Annotated in this window: 20 protein-coding genes; 2 read left to right on the forward strand and 18 right to left on the reverse strand. The window is 65.6% G+C overall.

Translation table 11 applies throughout. The annotated features are described in order from the left end of the window. Position 1: 1 nt before the first annotated feature. The 7 genes from ASD71_RS09250 to ASD71_RS09280 form a co-directional block, all read right to left on the reverse strand. Complete coding sequence (locus ASD71_RS09250; RefSeq protein WP_056562369.1) at positions 2 to 1,150, reverse strand: thiolase family protein; 1,149 nt, start codon at positions 1,148 to 1,150, stop codon at positions 2 to 4. Then, entirely contained in the window at positions 1,147 to 2,991 is a 1,845-nt protein-coding gene (locus tag ASD71_RS09255) for a long-chain fatty acid--CoA ligase (protein WP_056562372.1), read from the reverse strand. Before ASD71_RS09255 ends, ASD71_RS09250 begins: the two co-directional genes overlap by 4 nt. Continuing rightward, complete coding sequence (locus tag ASD71_RS09260) at positions 2,988 to 3,782, reverse strand: ABC transporter ATP-binding protein (protein WP_056566675.1); 795 nt, start codon at positions 3,780 to 3,782, stop codon at positions 2,988 to 2,990. Before ASD71_RS09260 ends, ASD71_RS09255 begins: the two co-directional genes overlap by 4 nt. A 79-nt stretch (positions 3,783 to 3,861) precedes the next feature. Then, the gene (locus ASD71_RS09265; RefSeq protein WP_056562375.1) at positions 3,862 to 5,043 is read right to left on the reverse strand and encodes an ABC transporter substrate-binding protein; all 1,182 of its coding nucleotides are present in this window, start codon (positions 5,041 to 5,043) and stop codon (positions 3,862 to 3,864) included. A 52-nt stretch (positions 5,044 to 5,095) separates the two neighbouring features. Further along, on the reverse strand, positions 5,096 to 6,133 hold the full coding sequence (locus ASD71_RS09270; protein WP_056562379.1) for a branched-chain amino acid ABC transporter permease: 1,038 nt from the start codon (positions 6,131 to 6,133) through the stop codon (positions 5,096 to 5,098). A 3-nt stretch (positions 6,134 to 6,136) separates the two neighbouring features. Further along, positions 6,137 to 7,015 (reverse strand): branched-chain amino acid ABC transporter permease, encoded by an 879-nt coding sequence (locus ASD71_RS09275; RefSeq protein WP_056562382.1) that lies wholly within the window; start codon positions 7,013 to 7,015, stop codon positions 6,137 to 6,139. Then, positions 7,015 to 7,839, reverse strand: coding sequence for an ABC transporter ATP-binding protein (locus ASD71_RS09280; protein WP_056562385.1), 825 nt, complete (start codon positions 7,837 to 7,839; stop codon positions 7,015 to 7,017). The genes ASD71_RS09275 and ASD71_RS09280 overlap by 1 nt, the downstream gene beginning before the upstream one ends. A 254-nt stretch (positions 7,840 to 8,093) precedes the next feature. Between ASD71_RS09280 and ASD71_RS09285 the strand changes: the two genes are divergently transcribed. Beyond that, entirely contained in the window at positions 8,094 to 8,897 is an 804-nt protein-coding gene (locus ASD71_RS09285; protein ID WP_056562387.1) for an enoyl-CoA hydratase/isomerase family protein, read from the forward strand. A 2-nt stretch (positions 8,898 to 8,899) separates the two neighbouring features. Here ASD71_RS09285 and ASD71_RS09290 read toward each other — a convergent pair whose 3' ends face one another. From ASD71_RS09290 to ASD71_RS09300, 3 genes are read right to left on the reverse strand one after another with little or no spacing between them, the layout of a single operon-like run. Further along, positions 8,900 to 9,685 carry an enoyl-CoA hydratase/isomerase family protein gene (locus ASD71_RS09290; protein ID WP_056562390.1) on the reverse strand — a complete coding sequence of 262 codons (786 nt, stop codon included), beginning with the start codon at positions 9,683 to 9,685 and terminating at the stop codon, positions 8,900 to 8,902. Beyond that, positions 9,682 to 10,893 (reverse strand): CaiB/BaiF CoA-transferase family protein, encoded by a 1,212-nt coding sequence (locus tag ASD71_RS09295; RefSeq protein WP_056562392.1) that lies wholly within the window; start codon positions 10,891 to 10,893, stop codon positions 9,682 to 9,684. Before ASD71_RS09295 ends, ASD71_RS09290 begins: the two co-directional genes overlap by 4 nt. A gap of 20 nt (positions 10,894 to 10,913) precedes the next feature. Beyond that, positions 10,914 to 11,888 (reverse strand): tripartite tricarboxylate transporter substrate binding protein, encoded by a 975-nt coding sequence (locus ASD71_RS09300; protein WP_056562395.1) that lies wholly within the window; start codon positions 11,886 to 11,888, stop codon positions 10,914 to 10,916. A 125-nt stretch (positions 11,889 to 12,013) separates the two neighbouring features. On the opposite strand from ASD71_RS09300, the gene ASD71_RS09305 reads away from it, so the two are divergent. Beyond that, complete coding sequence (locus ASD71_RS09305; RefSeq protein WP_056566679.1) at positions 12,014 to 12,964, forward strand: LysR family transcriptional regulator; 951 nt, start codon at positions 12,014 to 12,016, stop codon at positions 12,962 to 12,964. 3 nt (positions 12,965 to 12,967) lie between these two features. Here ASD71_RS09305 and ASD71_RS09310 read toward each other — a convergent pair whose 3' ends face one another. The 8 genes from ASD71_RS09310 to ASD71_RS09345 all read right to left on the reverse strand — a co-directional run bounded on the left by ASD71_RS09310 (position 12,968) and on the right by ASD71_RS09345 (position 18,987). Continuing rightward, a complete protein-coding gene (locus ASD71_RS09310) occupies positions 12,968 to 13,852 on the reverse strand; it encodes a methylglyoxal synthase (RefSeq protein WP_056562398.1) in 885 nt (294 codons plus the stop codon). 163 nt (positions 13,853 to 14,015) lie between these two features. Beyond that, the gene (iscX, locus tag ASD71_RS09315) at positions 14,016 to 14,210 is read right to left on the reverse strand and encodes a Fe-S cluster assembly protein IscX (RefSeq protein WP_056562403.1); all 195 of its coding nucleotides are present in this window, start codon (positions 14,208 to 14,210) and stop codon (positions 14,016 to 14,018) included. Continuing rightward, positions 14,210 to 14,551, reverse strand: coding sequence for an ISC system 2Fe-2S type ferredoxin (fdx, locus tag ASD71_RS09320; RefSeq protein ID WP_013394592.1), 342 nt, complete (start codon positions 14,549 to 14,551; stop codon positions 14,210 to 14,212). The genes iscX and fdx overlap by 1 nt, the downstream gene beginning before the upstream one ends. A 9-nt stretch (positions 14,552 to 14,560) precedes the next feature. Continuing rightward, entirely contained in the window at positions 14,561 to 16,423 is a 1,863-nt protein-coding gene (gene hscA, locus ASD71_RS09325) for a Fe-S protein assembly chaperone HscA (RefSeq protein ID WP_056562406.1), read from the reverse strand. A 72-nt stretch (positions 16,424 to 16,495) separates the two neighbouring features. Continuing rightward, positions 16,496 to 17,008: a Fe-S protein assembly co-chaperone HscB gene (gene hscB / locus ASD71_RS09330; protein ID WP_056562409.1), complete on the reverse strand. Its 513-nt coding sequence runs from the start codon at positions 17,006 to 17,008 to the stop codon at positions 16,496 to 16,498. A 3-nt stretch (positions 17,009 to 17,011) separates the two neighbouring features. Continuing rightward, positions 17,012 to 17,335, reverse strand: coding sequence for an iron-sulfur cluster assembly protein IscA (gene iscA, locus ASD71_RS09335; protein WP_056562412.1), 324 nt, complete (start codon positions 17,333 to 17,335; stop codon positions 17,012 to 17,014). Positions 17,336 to 17,337: 2 nt separating this feature from the next. After that, entirely contained in the window at positions 17,338 to 17,742 is a 405-nt protein-coding gene (gene iscU / locus ASD71_RS09340) for a Fe-S cluster assembly scaffold IscU (RefSeq protein ID WP_056562415.1), read from the reverse strand. A gap of 33 nt (positions 17,743 to 17,775) precedes the next feature. Further along, a complete protein-coding gene (locus ASD71_RS09345) occupies positions 17,776 to 18,987 on the reverse strand; it encodes an IscS subfamily cysteine desulfurase (RefSeq protein ID WP_056562418.1) in 1,212 nt (403 codons plus the stop codon). Positions 18,988 to 18,998 lie beyond the last annotated feature (11 nt).

Below are 18,998 nucleotides of genomic sequence, written 5' to 3' on the forward strand. Positions count from 1 at the left end.
GTCAAACCCTCTGGATGATGGTCGCAGTCGCCATGCCGTGGCCGATGCACATGAGCTGCATGCCCAATTCTCCTTCGGTGGCCTCCAGCCCCGCCAGCATCTTGGCCATCAAACCCGCGCCCGTGGCGCCCAGCGGATGGCCATGCGCGATCGCGCCGCCCCACGGATTCACGCGCGCCAGGTCGGCGCCCAGTTCGCGCTGCCACGCCAGCACCACACTTGCAAAGGCCTCGTTGATCTCGATCCAGTCGATGTCCTCCAGCGCCAGGCCCGCGCGGGACAGCGCCTGCCGCGCCGCCGGGATCACGCCCGTCAGTTGCATCACCGGATCCGACCCCAGCACCACCCGCGCCAGGAATCGCGCCCGGGGCCGCAAGCCGTCGGCCAGGGCCGTATCCTTGTCGGCCAGCAGCACCGCCGCCGCGCCGTCGGCGAGCTGGCTCGCATTGGCGGCGGTGACGCCGCCCTGACCCGGCTGCCGCAACGCCGGCGCCATGGCCGCCATGCGGGCCGAGTCCGTGGTCTCGCGGATACCCTCGTCGCGCAGCGCCGGCGTGCCGGGCAGCAGCTCCGCATGCAGTCCGGCGCTGGCAGCCGCCCAGGCACGCGCGTGGCTCTCCCGCGCCCACTGATCCATCTCGGCCTGCGACAGTCCCCAATGGCTGGCGATACGTTCCGCGCTTTCGATCTGATGGATCAGCGGATATCGCGCCAGCAGCGCCGGGTTCAGCGATTCAAAGCCGCGGAATTCCGTCTGGCCAAGCGTGACGTCCAGGAACATGGGCACGCGGCTCATGCTCTCGACACCGCCCGCGACCACGTACCGCATGTCGCCCGCGGCGATGGCCTGTGCGCCGAAATGCACGGCCTGCTGGCTGGACCCGCACATCCGGTTGAGCGCCACGCCGGGCACGCTCTCCGGCAGCCCGGCTAGCATCGCGGCCAGCCTGCCGATGTTGGCGCCCTGCTCGCCCGCCTGGCTGACGCAGCCGGCAATCAGATCCTCGACCTTGCCGCCCGGCAGTCCCGCGCGCGTCAGCAGGCCCTGCACAGTCTCGGCCAGCAGCGCGTCCGGCCGCGTCTGCGCCCACCATCCACCGCGCCGCCCGAACGGCGTGCGCACGGCTTCCAGGATCACGGCTTGGTTCATGCCGTCGTCTCCTCAACGTAGAGCGTTTCGATTTCGTTGGCGTAAGCGCGGTAGATGCTGGCGCGCCGCACCTTCATCGTCGCCGTCACTTCGCCGTCGTCGTGGTCCAGTTCCTTGGTCAGCAGATGAAAGCGCTTGATCTGCGACACCGGCGCCAGCCCGGCATTGGCCCGCGCGACCTCTTGCTGCACCAGTTCGCGCACCTGCGGGCATTCGGCCAGAGACCGGAAATGCGTGAATGCGATGCGCCGCGATTCGGCCCATTTGCCCACCGTGTCGAACTCCAGCTGGATCAGCGCGGACACGTACTTCCTGCCGTCCGCGATGACGATGCATTCCTTGACGTACGGGCTGCCCTTGACCGCGTTCTCGATTTCCGACGGCGTCAGGTTCTTGCCGCCCGCCGTGATCATGATGTCCTTGAGCCGGTCCACGATGCGCACGCGTGCCCCGTCCTGCGCCACGACATCGCCCGTGTGCAGCCAGCCGTCGCGCGTCGCCTCGGCCGTCGCCTCCGGGTTCTTGTAGTAGCCCTGGAACACCATGTCGCCGCGCACGAGCAGCTCGCCGGCATCGCCGATTTTCCATTCCACGCCAAGGATCGGCTCGCCCACCGTGCCCACCTTCACGCGGTCGGGATGCTGGCCAAAGATCATCCCCGTCGACTCCGTCAGGCCGTATACCTCGACCAGCGGCACGCCCAGCGTGCGAAAGTAGCGCACGACGTCTGGCGGTATGGGAGCGGCGCCCGTCATTGCCACCCGCACGCGCCGCAGCCCGATGAAGTTCTGCAGCGCGCGCAACACCAGCCAGTACCACAGCCAGTGCGTCAGGCGTTCGCCCAGCCGGTACTGCGCGGGCGATTTTTCCAGGAACGGCGCGCATTGCACCAGCGCGCGGCCGTACAGCCAACGCTGCACCGGGCCGGCCTCCTGCATCTTGATGGAGATCGCGGCATGCAGCTTTTCCCAGATGCGGGGCACGCCCAGGAAGATCGTCGGCGCGACTTCGCGCAGGTCTTCCTGCACGGTGCGCAGCGACTCGCCAAAATTCACCTGCGAACCCAGGTAGATCGGCACGAACGTGGACAGCATCTGCTCGGCAACGTGGCACAGCGGCAGGTACGACAGGTGCACGCTGGACGCATCCATCGACACGCGATCGGCAATCCCGGGCGCCACGCCGCGCATGTTGCGGTAGCTCAGCATCGCGCCCTTGGGCTTGCCGGTCGACCCGGACGTGTAGATCATCAGTCCGGTGTCGTCCAGGCACTGGCCGTCCAGCATGGCATTCAGCGCGGCCAGTTCCACGGCTTCGCGCTGGCCGCCATCGGCCTCGACCTCCGCAAATGTCACAATGCGCGCGCGGTCCGCGGCCGCATACGAACGCAGGCCTTTCGTCTCGATCACCACGATGCGGCGCAAGCGCGCCAGCCTGTCCGCCACCTGCAGCACCTTGTCGGTCTGTTCCTGGTCTTCACACACAACCAGTTCGACGTCCGCATGCGCCAGCACGTAGCCCATTTCCTCGGCCGGACTGGTGGAATAGACCCCTACCGCCACGCCGCCGGCCGCGCAAGCGCCCATCTGCGTCAACAGCCACTCCACCCGGTTGTCCGACACGATGGCGACCCGGCCGCCCACGCTCAGCCCCAGCGCGCGCAGTCCCAGGCCGACCCGGCAGGCGCGCTGCCAGTATTGATCCCACGTCAGGGGCTTCCAGATCCCAAAGTCCTTTTGCCGGATCGCAACGGCGGATGGCTGCCGTCGCGCCTGCTCGCGCAGCATCTGCGGCAGCGTCAGCAGCGGCCAGCCGCCGGGATCGGTATGCGCGTTCGTCATGACAGCCAGCGCTTGCGGCGCTTGTAGTGCTTGATATCGCGAAAGCCCCGAGCCTCGCCCGAGCCGCCGATGCCCAGATAGAACTCGCGCACGTCGGGGTCGGCCGCCAGCTTGTCGGCAGACCCGTCGATCACCACCTTGCCGGTCTCCATGATGTAGCCGTAATGCGCCACCGCCAGCGCCACGGACGCGTTCTGCTCCACCAGCAACATCGACACCCCCTGTTCGATATTGATGCGCGCAATGATCGAAAAAATGCTTTCGACCAGCATCGGCGACAGGCCTAGCGACGGCTCGTCCAGCAGCATCAACGTGGGCTGGGCGATCAGCGCGCGGCCGATCGCCAGCATCTGCTGCTCGCCGCCGGACAGATAACCGGCCAGCCCGCGCCGCCGTTCGAAAAGCCGCGGGAAATAGCCGTAGACCAGATCGAAGTCCGCGCGCGCAGCCGGCCGCCCTGTCAGCGCATACGTCGCCGCCACCAGGTTCTCTTCCACGGTCAGGTCCTCGAACACGCGCCGCCCTTCCATCACGTGCGCCAGACCGGACCGCACCAGGTTCTGCGGCTTGATGCCCGCCGTGTCGCCGCCACCGAATACGATCTGGCCGCGCACCAGCTCGCCGTCCTCCAGATCCAGCAGACCCGAGACGGCCTTGAGCGTGGTGGACTTGCCGGCGCCGTTGCTTCCCAAGAGCGCCACGATACTGCCGGCCGGTACCGACAGGGACAAGCCGCGCAGCACCTGCACCGCCTTGTTGTAGACGACCTCGATGTTGTTGATGTCGAGCACCGCCTTGGGCGGCGCCGCGGCGTTCGTGCCCGCTCGCACGTCAGGTCCCCGCGCGTCATGTCCCGGATTCACGGCTGCCTCACTTGAGCACGATCCAATCGGACGCCGGCACCATCTGCTTCTGCTTCACGTCCGCGCGATAGATCCGGCCCACGGGGATCGAGTTGCCCTTAATGGAGATCGGCACGCCGATCAGCCCGCCCGTATCGAAGTCCTTGATGCCGTCCAGCGAGGCCTTCATGTTGGCGGCGGTCAGCTCCTTGCCGGCGTCCAGCGTGCGCTTGGCCACCTCAGAGAACAGCATGGCGGCCAGAAAGCCCTGCATGTATCCCGTGCTCTGATACTGCGGCCGCATTTCACGGATTTTCTTCAGCATCGGCGCGTCGGCCGCCTGGTCGTAGTAATAGCGGTACGGCATCACGCCCATGAAGCCCTCGGCATCCTCGCCCATCTGCATCACGGTCGAGTTGTCCATCGTCCAGAACGTGCCCATGTAGCGCGTCTTCAGCCCCATGCGCTTGCCCTGCCCCACGAACTCGGGAATCGGCGCCAGCACGTAGCCATGGAAGATGGTGAAGTCCGGATCCGCACGGCGCAGCTTGATGACCTCGGTCGACACGTCCACGCTGCCCGGCGGCGTCATGATCTCGGTCGCCACCTTCAGGCCCAGCTTCTCGGCCACCGCGCGCGAACTGGCGATCGGATCGCGCCCGAACTCCGTGTCCGAATACACGAACGCCACCTTGGCGCCCGGCTGCTCCTTGGCGATGTAGCGCAGCAGGATGCCGAACATCTCGGTGTAGTCCGGCCCCAGCATGAACTGGGCGGGATACTTGGCCGGGTCGTTCAGCTCGGTCGCAAAGGACGCGCCCGTCATCAGGATGTCGCCCGTACGGTTCAGCTCGGCATTGATGGTCTTGGAAAAGCCGGTCGAATCGCCGTAATAGAAGTTCACCTTGTTCTGGCTGGTGATCTTCTTGAACGCCGCCACCGACGCGTCCACCTTGTACGCGGTGTCCTCCGGCACGTAGCGCAGCTTGCGGCCCTTGATGCCGCCCTGGTCGTTGATGATCTTCACGTAGTCCGTGATCCCGGCGTGGATGCCCTGCCCGGCAAAGGCGAATACGCCGCTCAGCGGAATCGAGCCGCCCAGCACCAGGTCTTCGGCCGCCTGCGCGGCGGGCGCCGCCGCCAATGCCGCCGCCAGGCCCAACGGGGCCAACAATCTCGATAAACCGCTGCCTATCCGGATGCGCTTCATGGTTTGTCTCCTGGGTCTTATAGGTGGCCGCCGTCACGCCGCACGCATCGCGCTACGTGCGAAAAGGCCAGAGGTGAAAGAATCGGCGCACGCGCCGCCAGATTTCCGCGAGCCCGTGCGGCTCGAAGATCAGGAAGCCCACGATCAGCAGGCCGAAAACAATGGTGCGCACCGGCGATATCAGGCGCAGAGCATCACCGCCCACCGGCAGCCAGCCGACGACCAGCTTCAGGAACTCGGGCACCATCGTCATGAAGATGGCGCCCAGGATGGATCCCAGAATCGAGCCCATGCCCCCCACGATGATCGCCGCCAGAAAGAAGATCGACATGATGAGCGGAAAGCTCTCGGGCGTGACGACTCGGAAAAAGTAAGCCCACAGGCCGCCCGCCACGCCCGCGTAGAACGAGGAAAGGCCGAATGACAGCAGCTTGTAGCGCAAGAGCCGGATGCCCAGCACCTCGGCGGAAATGTCGCGGTCGCGGATCGCGATGAATGCCCGGCCGATGCGGGTGCGGAACAGATTGGCCGCGCCCAGCACCATCAGCACCGTCACCGGCACGATCAGCCAATAGATCTTGAACGAGGTGTCCAGGTCCATGCCCAGCACACGTGCCGGCGGCACCTGCAGTCCGCTTGTGCCGCCCGTGAACTGCCAGTTTGCAAAGATGAAGTGCGCGATGAAGGACGCGGCGATCGTCGAGATCGCCAGGTACAGTCCCTTCACCCGCAACGACGGAATGCCGACCAGCAGCCCGCCCAGCATGGCGACGATGCCGCCGGCCAGCAGGTTGACGAGAACCGGCGTGCCCAAGTGCAGTTCCATCACCGCCACGGTGTATGCGCCCAGGCCCATGAACGCCGCCTGGCCCAAGCTGACCAGCCCGGTGTAGCCAGTCAGGATGTTCAGCCCCGTCGCGCTGGCGATGTTGATCGCGACCAGACACGCCAGGTAGAGCCAATAGGCGTTCGCCATGAAGGGAAACAGCACCAGCGAGGCCGCCAGCAGCGCCAGCCACACGTGCTGCGTGCGCGTGTCGAAAAGCGCCTCGTCGGCCAGGTAGGTCTGCTTGGCGGTCGCGATGCGCATGGTTCAAAGCCTCTCGATTTCACGGGTGCCGAACAGGCCATAGGGCCTTGCCATCAGCACGACCACCAGCACGACAAACGTGGCCAGCAGCTTGTACTCGCCCCCCAGATAGGCGCCGGCCCACGCTTCCAGCAAGCCGATGAAGATGCCGCCGACCAGCGCGCCTGCAACGCTGTCCAGGCCGCCCACGATCACCACCACCAGCACCGACAGCCCGAACACGCCCATCGACGACGAGATGCCGCCGATCGCACCCACGATCACGCCGGACACCGCGGCGATGGCGCCCGCCGCCACCCACGCCAGCGAAAACACGCGCGGCACGTTGATCCCCATGGCATAGGCCGCGCCCTGATCCGACGCGGTCGCGCGCAGAGCCACCCCGCCGCGCCAGTAACGGAACACCACCAGCACCAGCAGCGCCAGCACCACCGCCACCCAGAAGCCATAAAACACCTTGGGGGCCACGAACGCTTCGCCCACCATGACGGGCGCGCGCGGCATGAATTCCGGCAGGCGCCGCTGGTCTGCCGTCCAGATGAGTTCGACCGCGCCCACCAGAATCGACGCCAGGCCCACGGTGATCATGAAGACGGAGATCGGCGACTCGCCCAGCATTGGCCGGATGGTCAGGCGCTCGACGACCGCGCCCAGCGCACCGGACACGACGACCGCGCCCACAATGGCCAGCCAGATGGGCCATTGCATGCCTGTCGCGAACGCGTAGAACACGTACGCGCCCAGCATCAGGAACTCGCCGATGGCGATGTTGACCACCCGGGTCGCCTTGTACACGATCACAAAGGCCAGCGCGGCCAGGGCATACAGGCCGCCGCTGCCCAGCCCGGCCAGCGACACCTCCAGCAGGAACAGCCAGTCCATCAGGCCGCCTCCCGCAGCCGTCGGCGCAGATCGCCCACGTCGCCCGCGCCAAGATATGCCTTGACGACCTCGGGGTTGGCCTGCACCTGCGCCGGCGTGCCGTGGGCGATCACCTGCCCGAAATTCAGCACCACGACGTGGTCCGACAGGTCCATCACCATGCCCATGTCGTGCTCCACCATCAGCACCGTCACGCCCCACTCGGAGCGCGCGTCCAGGATGAAGCGCGCCATGTCGTCCGTCTCTTCGCGGTTCATGCCGGCCACGGGCTCGTCCAGCATCAGCACCTTGGGCTGCATTGCCAGCGCCCGCGCCAGTTCCACCCGCTTTTGCAGCCCGTAAGACAACGCCGCGACCGGCGCGTGGCGGATATGGTCGATCTCAAGAAAGTCGATGATGCGTTCTTCGATGTCCGCCCGCAGCGCCATCTCCTCGCGGCGCGCGCGGCCCAGGTAGAACAGCGCATCCAGCACGTTGGTGCGCAGATGCGCGTGGCGGCCCAGCTTGATGTTGTCCAGCACCGTCATGCCGCGGAACAGCGCAATGTTCTGGAAGCTGCGCGCCAGGCCAAGCTTGGCGCGTTCCGGCGCATGCACGCGCGTGATGTCGCGGCCCTCGAAGCGGATGCGCCCGGCGGCTGGCTTGTAGAAACCCGAGATCGTGTTGAACAGCGAGGTCTTGCCGGCGCCGTTCGGGCCGATAACCGTGGTGATGGAACCGGGCGCGACGCGAAAGCCCACATTGGTGAGCGCCTTCACCCCGCCGAACGCCAGCGTCACCCCCTCGGCCTCCAGCAACGCAGGCCTGTCGGACTGATCCACCATTTGTCTCCCCGCTTTTGATGCGAAGTTTTTTTGCCGCCTGAGGCGGGCATTTTTTACGACGGTGAACCTGGCGACCCTGCGAGGCAGGTGATGCAACGAACCTGTCTTTACCTTCGCCAGTACAGCGCCGGAAAATCGTTCTATGCGTTACGCTAAGCGTGCTCAAACCCCAACCAAGCAAGCGCTCGGTTCAGACCATAGCATCGCGGTTTTTTGATCGAAAGTTGGTATTTACCCGACAACGGAGACTCGCCATGAACCAGGAACCACCGGTGTTCCAGACGCTGTTGCTCGAGACTGACGGCGCCCTCGCCACCCTGACGCTGAACCGCGCGGACGCGCTCAATGCCATCGATGTCGCCATGGCTCGCGACCTGCTGCGCGCCGCGCAATGGCTCGACACGCGCGATGCCGTGAAGGTCGTGCTGTTGCGCGGCGCGGGCAAGGCATTCTGCGCGGGCGGCGACATCAGCATGTTCACGGGCGACACCGCGACGGTGCGCGCCACCCTGTCGGATCTCTTCACGCCGCTCAATGAATTTGTCGCGCGCATACCGCGCATGGACAAGGTCTGGCTGGCGCAGGTGCACGGCGTGGCGGCAGGCGCGGGCCTGTCGCTGGTCCTGGCTTGCGACCTCGCCATCGCCGAGGCCGGCACGCGCTTCATGACGGCCTATCTGAAGCTCGGCGCCACGCCCGACGCCGGCATGACGCACGGCCTCCTCCGCGCCGCCGGCCCCAAGCGCGCACTGGATCTGCTGTTGCGGCACGACGCCTTCACCGCCGACGAGGCGCAGGCCTGGGGGATCATCACACGCACCGCGCAGGCTGGCGAACTGGCAGCGTCGGCGCAGACATATGCGCAGGGCCTCGCCCATCACGCGCCGCACGGCATCGCGGGCGCCAAGGCGCTGCTGCGCAGTGCCGCCCATGCGCCGCTTGAGACCCAGCTTGCCGAAGAAACCGCACGTTTCCTGCAGTCGGCCGCGCGGGCCGACTTCGCGGAGGGCGTCGCGGCATTCCGCGAAAAGCGCCCTCCCCGTTTCACCGGCCAATAGCGCTAGCGCGTCTCGGCGACGCTGGCCCAGTCGGGCGCGCGCTTCTGCACGAACGCGTTCAGGCCTTCGCGCGCTTCCGGCGTGGCCGCGGCGTTGCAAAACACCTCCACCGCCGTCGCCACCCGGCGGCGGTATTCGTTGTCGTTGCTGTACACGAACGCGCGGCGCCCCATCGCCAGGACTTGCGGGGGCTTTGCGGCCAGCGCCCGCGCCAGCGCGCGCGCCTGATCCAGCAGCTCGGCCTCCGGCGCCACGCGCGTCACAAGGCCCATCGTGTGCGCCTCTTGCGCGTCGAAGGTACGGCCCGTGAACAGCAGATCGAACGCCCGGTGCTTGCCCACAATGGCCGGCAGATGCACGTAATGAATGGCGGGCAACACGCCCACGTCGATCTCCGGATAGCCGAATGTCGCGGTGTCGGCGGCCACGATCATGTCGCTGGAAATCGCCACCGTCATGCCGCCGCCGCGCACCGCGCCCGACACGACGGATATCGACGGCTTGGTCAGATTGAACTGCGCGTCGTACAGCCTGATGTAGAGCCGGGTCAGCAATTCGCGCACGCGTGCCGGCGTGCTTTGCAGCAGCTGCTTCATGTCCAGCCCCGCGCAGAACCGTCCCGGCAGGCCGCTCGCCAGCAGCACCGCGCGCACGGACGGGTCCGCATTGGCCTCGTCCAGCGCACCGATCAGCGCGTCCAACACGTCCACGTCCAGCGCGTTGACGGGCGCATGGCACAGCTGGATCTCCGCGACGCCGTCGAGGACTTCATAACGCAATGAACTCATTTCGCATCTCCGTTGGAGGCGTGTTGCTGCACGCTGCCATGGGCCAGCATCGCTGCGATCTCAGCGTCTTCAAAGCCCAGCTCCGCAAGGATCTCGCGGCTGTGCTCGCCCAGCATCGGCGCGGGCCGTGCGGCGACGCGCGGCTGACGGCCGAAGCGCACGGGCAGGCCCACGTTACGCACCTCGCCCAGCACTGGATGCTGGCTCGTCACGATCAGCTCGCGCGCCGCGACCTGAGGATGGGCCAGCGCCTGGTCCAGCGTGTGGATGGCGGAGCAGGCAATGCCCGCAGGCTTGAGCAGTGCCAGCCATTGCGCCACCGTGCGCGTCTCGATGCAGGACTGCACCAGGGCAACCGTCGCATCAAAGTTGCGGACGCGTTCGGCATTGGTCGCAAACGCCGGCGCAGTCACGTAGTCCTGCAAACTCGCCGCCGCGCAGAAACGCTGCCACTGCGCGTCGTTGCCCACGCCCAGCATGAGGTCGCCATCGGATGCGCGAAAGGCCTGGTAAGGACACATGGCCGGATGCCCAGTGCCCATGCGACGCGGCACCTTTCCCGTGCGCCAATAGTTCTGCGCCATGTAGGACATCAAACCCAACGACGTATCCAGCAGCGACACGTCCAGGTACTGCCCCTTGCCCGTCTGGCCGCGCTCGAGCAGCGCCGCCAGAATCCCGCTCAGCGCAAACGATCCCGTGCCCAGATCCACCGGCGAAAAGCTGGCGCGCGCAAAATTTCCGCCCGGATCGCCCATCGTGCTGATCATGCCGCTGAAGGCTTGCAGCATGACGTCATAGCCCGGCTCCTGGCCCATGGGTCCCTCGCGGCCATAGCCCGAGATCTCGCAGTACACGAGGCGCGGATTGATACCGGCAAGCGTCTCGTAATCCACGCCCAGACGCGCGGCCGTCTTACCGCCAAAGCCCTGCAGCACGACGTCGGCCTGAGCGGACAGGCGATGCACCACGGCGCGCCCCGCCTCGGTCTTCAGGTCCACTGCCAGGCTGCGCTTGTTGTGATTGACGGCCAGAAAGGTCGCGGACTCTCCCGCATCCTGCGGCAGCCACGCCCGCGTATCGTCCCCGGTGCCCACCGGCTCGACCTTGATCACGCGGGCGCCCAGTTCGCCCAGATATTGCCCGCAAAGCGGCCCCGCCAGCACCTTGCTCAGGTCCAGGACCGTGATGTTCTTCAATGGAGTCATGCGATGCCCGCCTGCCGTAGTCACTGTTCCGCCTTCAGCCCAATGGTGTTCGCCGCCTGCGTCCATTGCGCGGTTTCCTGCTTGAAGAAGTCATCCAGCTTCGACGGCGCCACCTGGAAGGCCTCGGCCCCGCGCTCCTGCATCGCTTTTCGATACGCGTCGCTGGCCACCACCTTTGCGACCGCGGCGCGCAGCGTCTGCACCACGTCGTCCGGCGTGCCGGCGGGCGCCTGCAGCGAGAACCAGAACTTCAAATCCAGACTGGGGTAGCCCGCTTCCTTCAACGTCGGCACGTTCGGCAGCAGGGGCGATCGTTCGGCCGACGTGATGGCCAGCGCCTTCAATCGGCCGCCTTGCACCTGCCCGATGCTGGTGGACATGCTGTCGAACAGAAAATCGACCTGACCGCCGATTACGTCCGTCACCGCATTCGCGCTGCCCTTGTAGGCCACGCCCACAGCCTGGAAGTTGGCCAGCTTCTGCAGCGACGCGCCGTACACATGCGGCGAGCTACCCGGCCCGAACGTCGCATAGCTCAGGCCATGCGGCGCGCTGCGACCGCGCTCGACCAATTCGGCCAGCGTATTGACGGGGGTGCGCTCGGGGTTCACGACCAGCAGGTTCGGCATGGCGCCCGTCGTACCGACCGGCACATAGTCCTTCAACGGATGCATCTTGGCGCTGGGATACATCAGCGGATTGATGGCCTGCATGGCCACCGTGTTGTGCATCAGCGTGTAGCCGTCGGCCGGACCATTGAGCACGCTCTGATAGCCCACATTGCCGCTCGCACCCGGCTTGTTCTGCACGATGACCTGCTGCCCCAGTTCGTGCGACAGCGGCTCGGCCACCAGCCGCGCGATGAAATCCGTCGGCCCGCCCGCCGAAAACGGCACGACCAGCGTGATGGGCTTGGACGGCCACGCATCCGCAAACGCGGGCGCGGACAGTGCCGAGCAAGCGAGGCAGGCGGCAAAAATTTTGTTGAGTGTCATGACGTCTCCTGTGGTTCTTCTTGGATGACGCTCATTATCGGAAGCGGATTGCTATATTAGAAATACCGTTTAAATATGCTGGCCATAACAAAAACATGATGGCCTGCCTCTTTCCGGAGCCCTTCATGTCCATGTCCATACGCGCGATGCAGTGCTTTGTCGCGGTGGTGTCAACGGGTTCGATCAGCCGCGCCGCGGCGGCGCTGCATGTGGCCCAGCCTGCGCTCAGTTTGCAGATCCGTAACCTGGAGGAAGACCTGGGCGTCGTGCTGCTCTATCGCAGCGCCCGCGGCGTCACGCCCACCGCAGCGGGCACGCGCCTCTTGGCGCACGCGCGCGAAATCCTCGGCCGCATCGATGCGGCGCGCGCGGACGTGCGAGAAGACCTCAGCGCCCCGCGCGGCACGGTGTCGCTGGCCATGTCGATGTCCATGGCAAAGATGCTGACCGTGCCGTTGCTGCGGTTCAGCCTTGCCCATTGGCCGGGCGTCTACTTGAAGATCATCGAATCCAGCACGGGCTATATCCCCGGCTTTGTCAGCTCAGGCCACGCCGATCTGGGACTGACATTCAGCGATGAGGCGTCCGTCGATCTGCGTTTTCAGCATCTGATCGACGAGGAACTGGTGGTCGTTTCGCCGCCCGTGGCAAAACACGCTAAACAAGCTAAACGCGCGTCATCGGAGCTGGCTGCACTGCCGTCCATCAGCTTGCGCGCCCTGTCCGCGTTGCCGCTGGTGCTGCCGGGCAATCCGCACAGCCTGCGCCGCTTGCTCGATCAATACCAGCAGCGCGAACAGGTTGCATTTCGGGTCATTGCCGAAGCCAACGCCATCCCGCAGCTGATCGAGCTGGCGCAGGCCGGCGTCGCCCATACGATCCTGTCGTTTGAGGCGGTGCGCCAGGAGGCCGAACGCGGCCTGGTGCAATTGCGGCGGATCAGCCGGCCCCGGCTGACCCGTCCGGTCTTCCTGTGCCGTTCGGATGTGCTGCCGCTGTCGATGGCGGCGGTAGCCGTCGCGGACCGCGTCGCCCGCATCATCACGGACGCAGGGCCTGCCGCGGCGCGCGCGTAGCGCTCAGACGATCCGCTTTTCGACCGCTTGCGCCCAGCGCCGCGCGACCGTGGGCGACGTCGCGCACGTGGCCGACTCGGTCACCACCCGCACCGCGCGTTCCAGCAACTGGATGTCGGCCTCGTGCTGGCGCGCGACATGGGGGTCTTCGAAAAAGATGACGCGCTGGCACTGATGCTCAAGCACCAGTTCCGCGATCTGCGCATCGCCACCCAGGGGTCCGCTCAGGTAACGATGCACCCACGGCGTGTCCTTGGGCCAGCCGCGCGACCAGGCCAGCTCATTCAGCCGGCCACCCGTCGTGCCGGTGGCCACGCGCCGCGCAAAGCGCGAAAGCACATCGAAATGCTCGCTGGCAAACGCCACCATTTCGTCCTTGAGCGCATCGTGGGCGATCATCGCCAGCGTCTGACCCGAGAAATTGAAGTGGCGCGACGCCGACGCGTCCGGCGCCAGCCCGGCGTGGATGCGTTCAACTTCCATCCATTCGATGGCGCCAGCCAACGTCGAGATGAACGGACGGCCGTGCGTGATGCACTGCCGCTTGAGCGCCAGCGCTTCGGGAAAAATCGACGACGGGTCGACGGGATCAATCAGGTAGATCGCGCCGTCAAACGGCGCCTGCCCATCGCGCCCTTCGGTCACGCGCGCCACCAGCTTCATCAGGCCGCCCTCGCGGCCATAGGGATAGCGGATCAGGCCGGGATAGCCCTGCAGCATGCCTTCGCGCACGATCGCATCATGGGTGCGCCCGACCGTGTGCAACTGCACACCCAACTCGCGGATGGTGGACGAGCACGCACGCAGCCAAGTGAACAAGGCAGCGTCGGGGGTTTCGTGGTGCAGACGATTGGCGGCCAGGCCAAAACGCAATTGGGCAGCGGGCATCGGTAGACTCGGCTGGAAAGGTCAAACAAACGGATCCCCGATGATACCGTGGCCCACGAGACGACGGCGTGTCAGACGCAGGACCGCGCTCGAGCCTGTCCGCAGCATGGCGGCAGCGCCCAAAAAAAACGCTCCCAACAGGGAGCGCCTTGCGCAGCCGCAATCAGTCGGCTTCTTCGATCCAGGCCATCTGAATGGCCTCCAGGATCTTCTCGCCGCAATGGGCGGGATCGTCGCTGAAGCCCGGCAGAGCCATGACCCAGTCGCGCAGCTGCGTGAAGCGCAGCTCCTTCGGGTCGACGTCAGGATGCGCGTCGTACAGCGCGGCCGCAATCTCGTAGGTGTCGGTCCACTTCATCAATGGCCCTCTTTGGCGTGATTGATCGTGTACTTGGGAATCTCGACTGTCAGGTCAGCGTCGGTCACCAGCGCCTGGCACGACAGGCGCGACGTCGGGGTCAGGCCCCAGGCCTTGTCCAGCAGGTCTTCCTCGTCGTCCGTCGCGTCTTCCAGCGACGAATAACCCTGCTTGACCACCACATGACAGGTCGTGCAGGCACACGACAGTTCGCAGGCGTGCTCGATATCGATGTGGTTGTCCAGCAGCACGCGGCAGATCGACACGCCTTTGGGCGCATCTTCGATCACCGCGCCTTCGGGACAGTAGTCGGGATGAGGCAATACAGTCAGTTTCGGCATAACTTCTTATCAGGCGATTTCGTCTAGTTTGCGGCCGGCCAACGCGGCGCGGATGCTGCGGTCCATGCGGCGCGCGGCAAAGTCGTCGGTCGCGGCGGACAGCGCTTGCACGGCTTGCGTCACCGTGTCCACGTCCTGGGCCTGCTGCGCCGCGATCGCGGCTTCCAGGCACTCGTCCACCCGCTTGCGTTCTTCCGGCTCCAGCAGGTCGCCATCAACGGCTAGCGCCGCCTGCACCGATTCCACCAGCTGGCGCGCGTCGACTTGCTGCTCGCGCAACATGCGCGCCTTGGCGTCGGTATCAGCCTGCGCCACGCTGTCGGCCAGCATCTGCGCGATCTCGTCATCGGACAGACCGTAAGACGGCTTGACCGACACCATCGCCTCCACGCCCTGGCTCTGCTCGCGCGCGGTAACGCTGAGCAAGCCGTCCGCATCCACCTGGAAGGTCACGCGGATACGCGCGGCGCCGGCCACCATGGGCGGAATGCCGCGCAGTTCGAAGCGCGCCAGCGAACGGGAATCCGCCACCAGGTCGCGCTCGCCCTGCACCACGTGAATGCTCATGGCCGTCTGGCCATCCTTGAACGTCGTGAATTCCTGGGCGCGCGCCACTGGAATGGTGCTGTTGCGCGGAATGATGCGTTCGACCAGCCCACCCATCGTTTCCAGGCCCAGCGACAGCGGAATCACGTCCAGCAACAGCCAGTCTTCGCCCGGCGCCCGGTTGCCCGCCAACAGATTGGCCTGCAGCGCGGCGCCCAGCGCCACGACCTGATCCGGATCCAGATCGGTCAGCGGTTCCGTGCCGAACACCTTGGCCACCGCGGCGCGCACGACAGGCATACGCGTCGCGCCACCCACCATCACCACGCCGCGCACGTCGGCCGCCTTCAGCGACGCATCGCGCAGCGCGCGGCGCGCCGTGTCCAGCGTGCGCTCGATCAGCGGCTGGGCCAGCGATTCAAACTCGTCACGGGTAAGCGTCAGCGCGACGTCGCGCCCGCCCGACAGCGTCAGGTTCAGGCTCGTCACGTCGGCGTCCGACAGCGTTTCACGCGCGGTGCGCGCGGCCATCAGCAAGCCGCGGCGCTCAGCGGGCGACAGTTCGCCCAAGCCCAGCTTCGCCACGGCGTGATCCGCGATCAAGACATCGAAATCGTCGCCGCCAAGCGCCGTATCGCCGCCTGTGGAGATCACTTCGAACACCCCCTGCGTCAGGCGCAGGATGGAAATATCAAACGTGCCGCCGCCCAGGTCGTACACCGCGTAGACACCCTCGGCGGCATTATCCAGCCCATAGGCAATGGCGGCCGCGGTCGGTTCATTCAAAAGGCGCAGCACGTTCAGGCCCGCCAAGCGCGCGGCGTCTCGCGTGGCTTGGCGCTGTGCGTCATCAAAATACGCAGGCACGGTGATGACCGCGCCCACCAGTTCGTCGCCCAATACGTCTTCGGCGCGCTGACGCAGCACCGCCAGGATCTGCGCGGACACTTCCACGGGGCTCAGGTCGCCCTGCGCCGTGCGAATCCGCACCATGCCGGGCGCATCGACAAACTCATAAGGCGCGCGCGTTGCCTGCGCCTCTTCCAGCGAGCGACCCATGAAACGCTTCACGGACACAACCGTGTTCAGCGGATCCTCGGCCTGCTGAGCCAGCGGCTCACGGCCCGTCGTGACCTTGCCGCCAGGGAAATAGCGCACCGCCGAGGGCAGCAAGGCATGGCCTTGCGCATCGGGCAGCACTTCAGCCACGCTGCTGCGCACGGCAGCGACCAGCGAATTGGTGGTGCCCAGGTCAATCCCGACCGCCAGCTTGCGCTGGTGCGGCGCGGGCGACTCGCCGGGCTCGGATATCTGCAATAAGGCCATGATTCTGTTTTTCTGGTCAGTAGGCCGCGCCGGACAGGCGCCCATGACGGGAACGCCCCAGCGCGCCGTTGGCTATCCTGCGGGCTGCACGTGGGCCAGCTCCTGCGCCAGCTTTTCCACGAACATCCATTCCCGCACCTTGCGCCCGGCCGCCGCGTAATCGCGTTCGTCATCCAGAAGGCGCGTCAGCGTGGCGCGCATCTCTGCACGCGCATCGTCCAGTTCGGCTTGCAACGCGTCCAGGACGCCGGCGTCATCGCGCCCATCGTCCAGCATCTCACGCCAAGTCATCTGCTGCATCAGGAAAGCCGCGTCCATCGACGTGTTGCTTTCGGTCTGCAGGTCCACGCCCGCCTGCTCGCACAGATAGCGCGCCCGCAACAGCGGATCCTTCAACTCGCGATAAGCCTCGTTGGCACGAGCCGCCCATTGCATCGCCACGCGGCGTTCCGCCGGGCTGGCCGTGGCAAAGCGGTCGGGGTGCACCTTCGCGGCAACGGAGCGCCAGGCGTGTTCAAGCGCCTGGCCGTCCAGGTCGAATCGTGCCGGCAAGCCAAACAGGCTGAAGTGATCGTCACCAGCCAAGACTTACACCGTGAACGACTCGCCGCAGCCGCAGGTCGCCTTCTCGTTGGGGTTGCGGAACTTGAAGCCTTCGTTCAGGCCCTCGCGGGCGTAGTCCAGCTCCGTGCCATCGAGGTACGACAGGCTCTTGGGGTCAATGAAGACCTTCACGCCAAAGCTCTCGAAGACGACATCTTCCGACTCGACCGCGTCGACATATTCCAACTTGTAGGCCATGCCGGAGCAGCCCGTCGTCCTAACGCCGAGCCGCAAGCCGATACCCTTTCCGCGCTTTTGCAAGTAGCGGCCGATATGGGTGGCAGCCTGTTGGGTCAGGGTAACGGACATGATCAGCCCGCCACAGCTTCGGCGGTGACCGAATGCTTTTCTTTGTAGTTCTGCACCGCGGCCTTGATCGCGTCTTCGGCCAGGATGGAACAGTGCACCTTCACCGGCGGCAGGGCCAGTTCTTCGGCGATCTGCGTGTTGCGGATGTTCATCGCTTGATCCAGCGTCTTGCCCTTGACCCATTCGGTCACGAGCGAGCTGGAGGCGATGGCCGAGCCACAGCCGTAGGTCTTGAAGCGCGCGTCTTCAATCACGCCGGCTTCGTTCACCTTGATCTGCAGCTTCATGACGTCGCCACAGGCCGGCGCGCCCACCATGCCGGTGCCCACCGAGTCGTCCGACTTGTCGAACGAACCGACGTTGCGGGGGTTTTCGTAGTGATCCAGAACTTTGGTGCTGTAAGACATGTTAATTCTCCACGTATATCAAGGCGCGGGCGCTTAGTGCGCGGCCCACTGCACGGTGTTCAAGTCGATGCCTTCCTTGGCCATTTCCCAAAGCGGCGACATATCGCGCAGCTTGCCAACCCGGCTCTTGATCAGTTCGACCGCAAAGTCCACTTCCTTCTCGGTCGTGAAACGACCCAGCGTGAAGCGGATCGAGCTGTGCGCCAGTTCATCGTTGCGCCCCAGGGCGCGCAGCACGTACGAAGGCTCCAGGCTGGCCGAGGTGCAAGCCGAACCGCTGGAAACCGCAAGCTCCTTGATCGCCATGATCAGGGACTCGCCTTCGACGTAGTTGAAGCTCACGTTCAGGTTATGCGGCACGCGCTGGTCCATGTCGCCGTTGAGGTAGACCTCTTCGATTTCCGACAGGCCGTTCCACAGGCGATCACGCAGCATGCGAATGCGCTCGTTTTCGGTGCCCATTTCTTCGCGCGCCAGGCGGAAGGCTTCGCCCATGCCGACGATCTGGTGCGTGGCCAGCGTGCCCGAGCGGAAACCGCGCTCATGACCGCCGCCGTGCATTTGCGCTTCGATGCGGATACGCGGCTTGCGGCGCACATACAGCGCGCCGATGCCCTTGGGGCCGTAAGTCTTGTGCGCCGAGAACGACATCAGGTCGACCTTCAGCTTTTGCAAGTCGATTTCCACCTTGCCGGTCGCCTGAGCGGCGTCGACGTGGAAAATGATGCCCTTTTCGCGGCAGATCTCGCCCAGCGATTCCACGTCCTGGATCACGCCGATTTCGTTGTTCACCATCATCACGGACACCAGCACGGTATCGGGACGCAGCGCAGCCTTGAAGACATCCAGGTCGATCAGGCCGTTGTCCTTGACGTTCAGGTAGGTGACTTCGAAGCCCTGGCGCTCCAACTCACGACAGGTGTCCAGAACCGCCTTGTGTTCCGTCTTGACCGTGATGATGTGCTTGCCGCGCTCGGCATAGAAGTTGGCCGCGCCCTTGATGGCGAGGTTGTTGGATTCGGTGGCGCCGGAGGTCCAGACGATTTCGCGCGGGTCGGCATTGACCAGCTTGGCGACTTCTTCGCGGGCGCGTTCGACGGCTTCTTCGGACTCCCAGCCAAACGCATGGCTGCGCGACGCCGGGTTGCCAAAGTTCTCATAGAGCCAGGGCACCATCGCGTCGACGACGCGGGGGTCAACGGGCGTCGTGGCCGAATAATCCAGATAGATAGGACGGGTGGTCATTTCTACAACTC

Source organism: Achromobacter sp. Root565 (assembly GCF_001427425.1).
Lineage (GTDB): Bacteria > Pseudomonadota > Gammaproteobacteria > Burkholderiales > Burkholderiaceae_B > Achromobacter > Achromobacter spanius_D.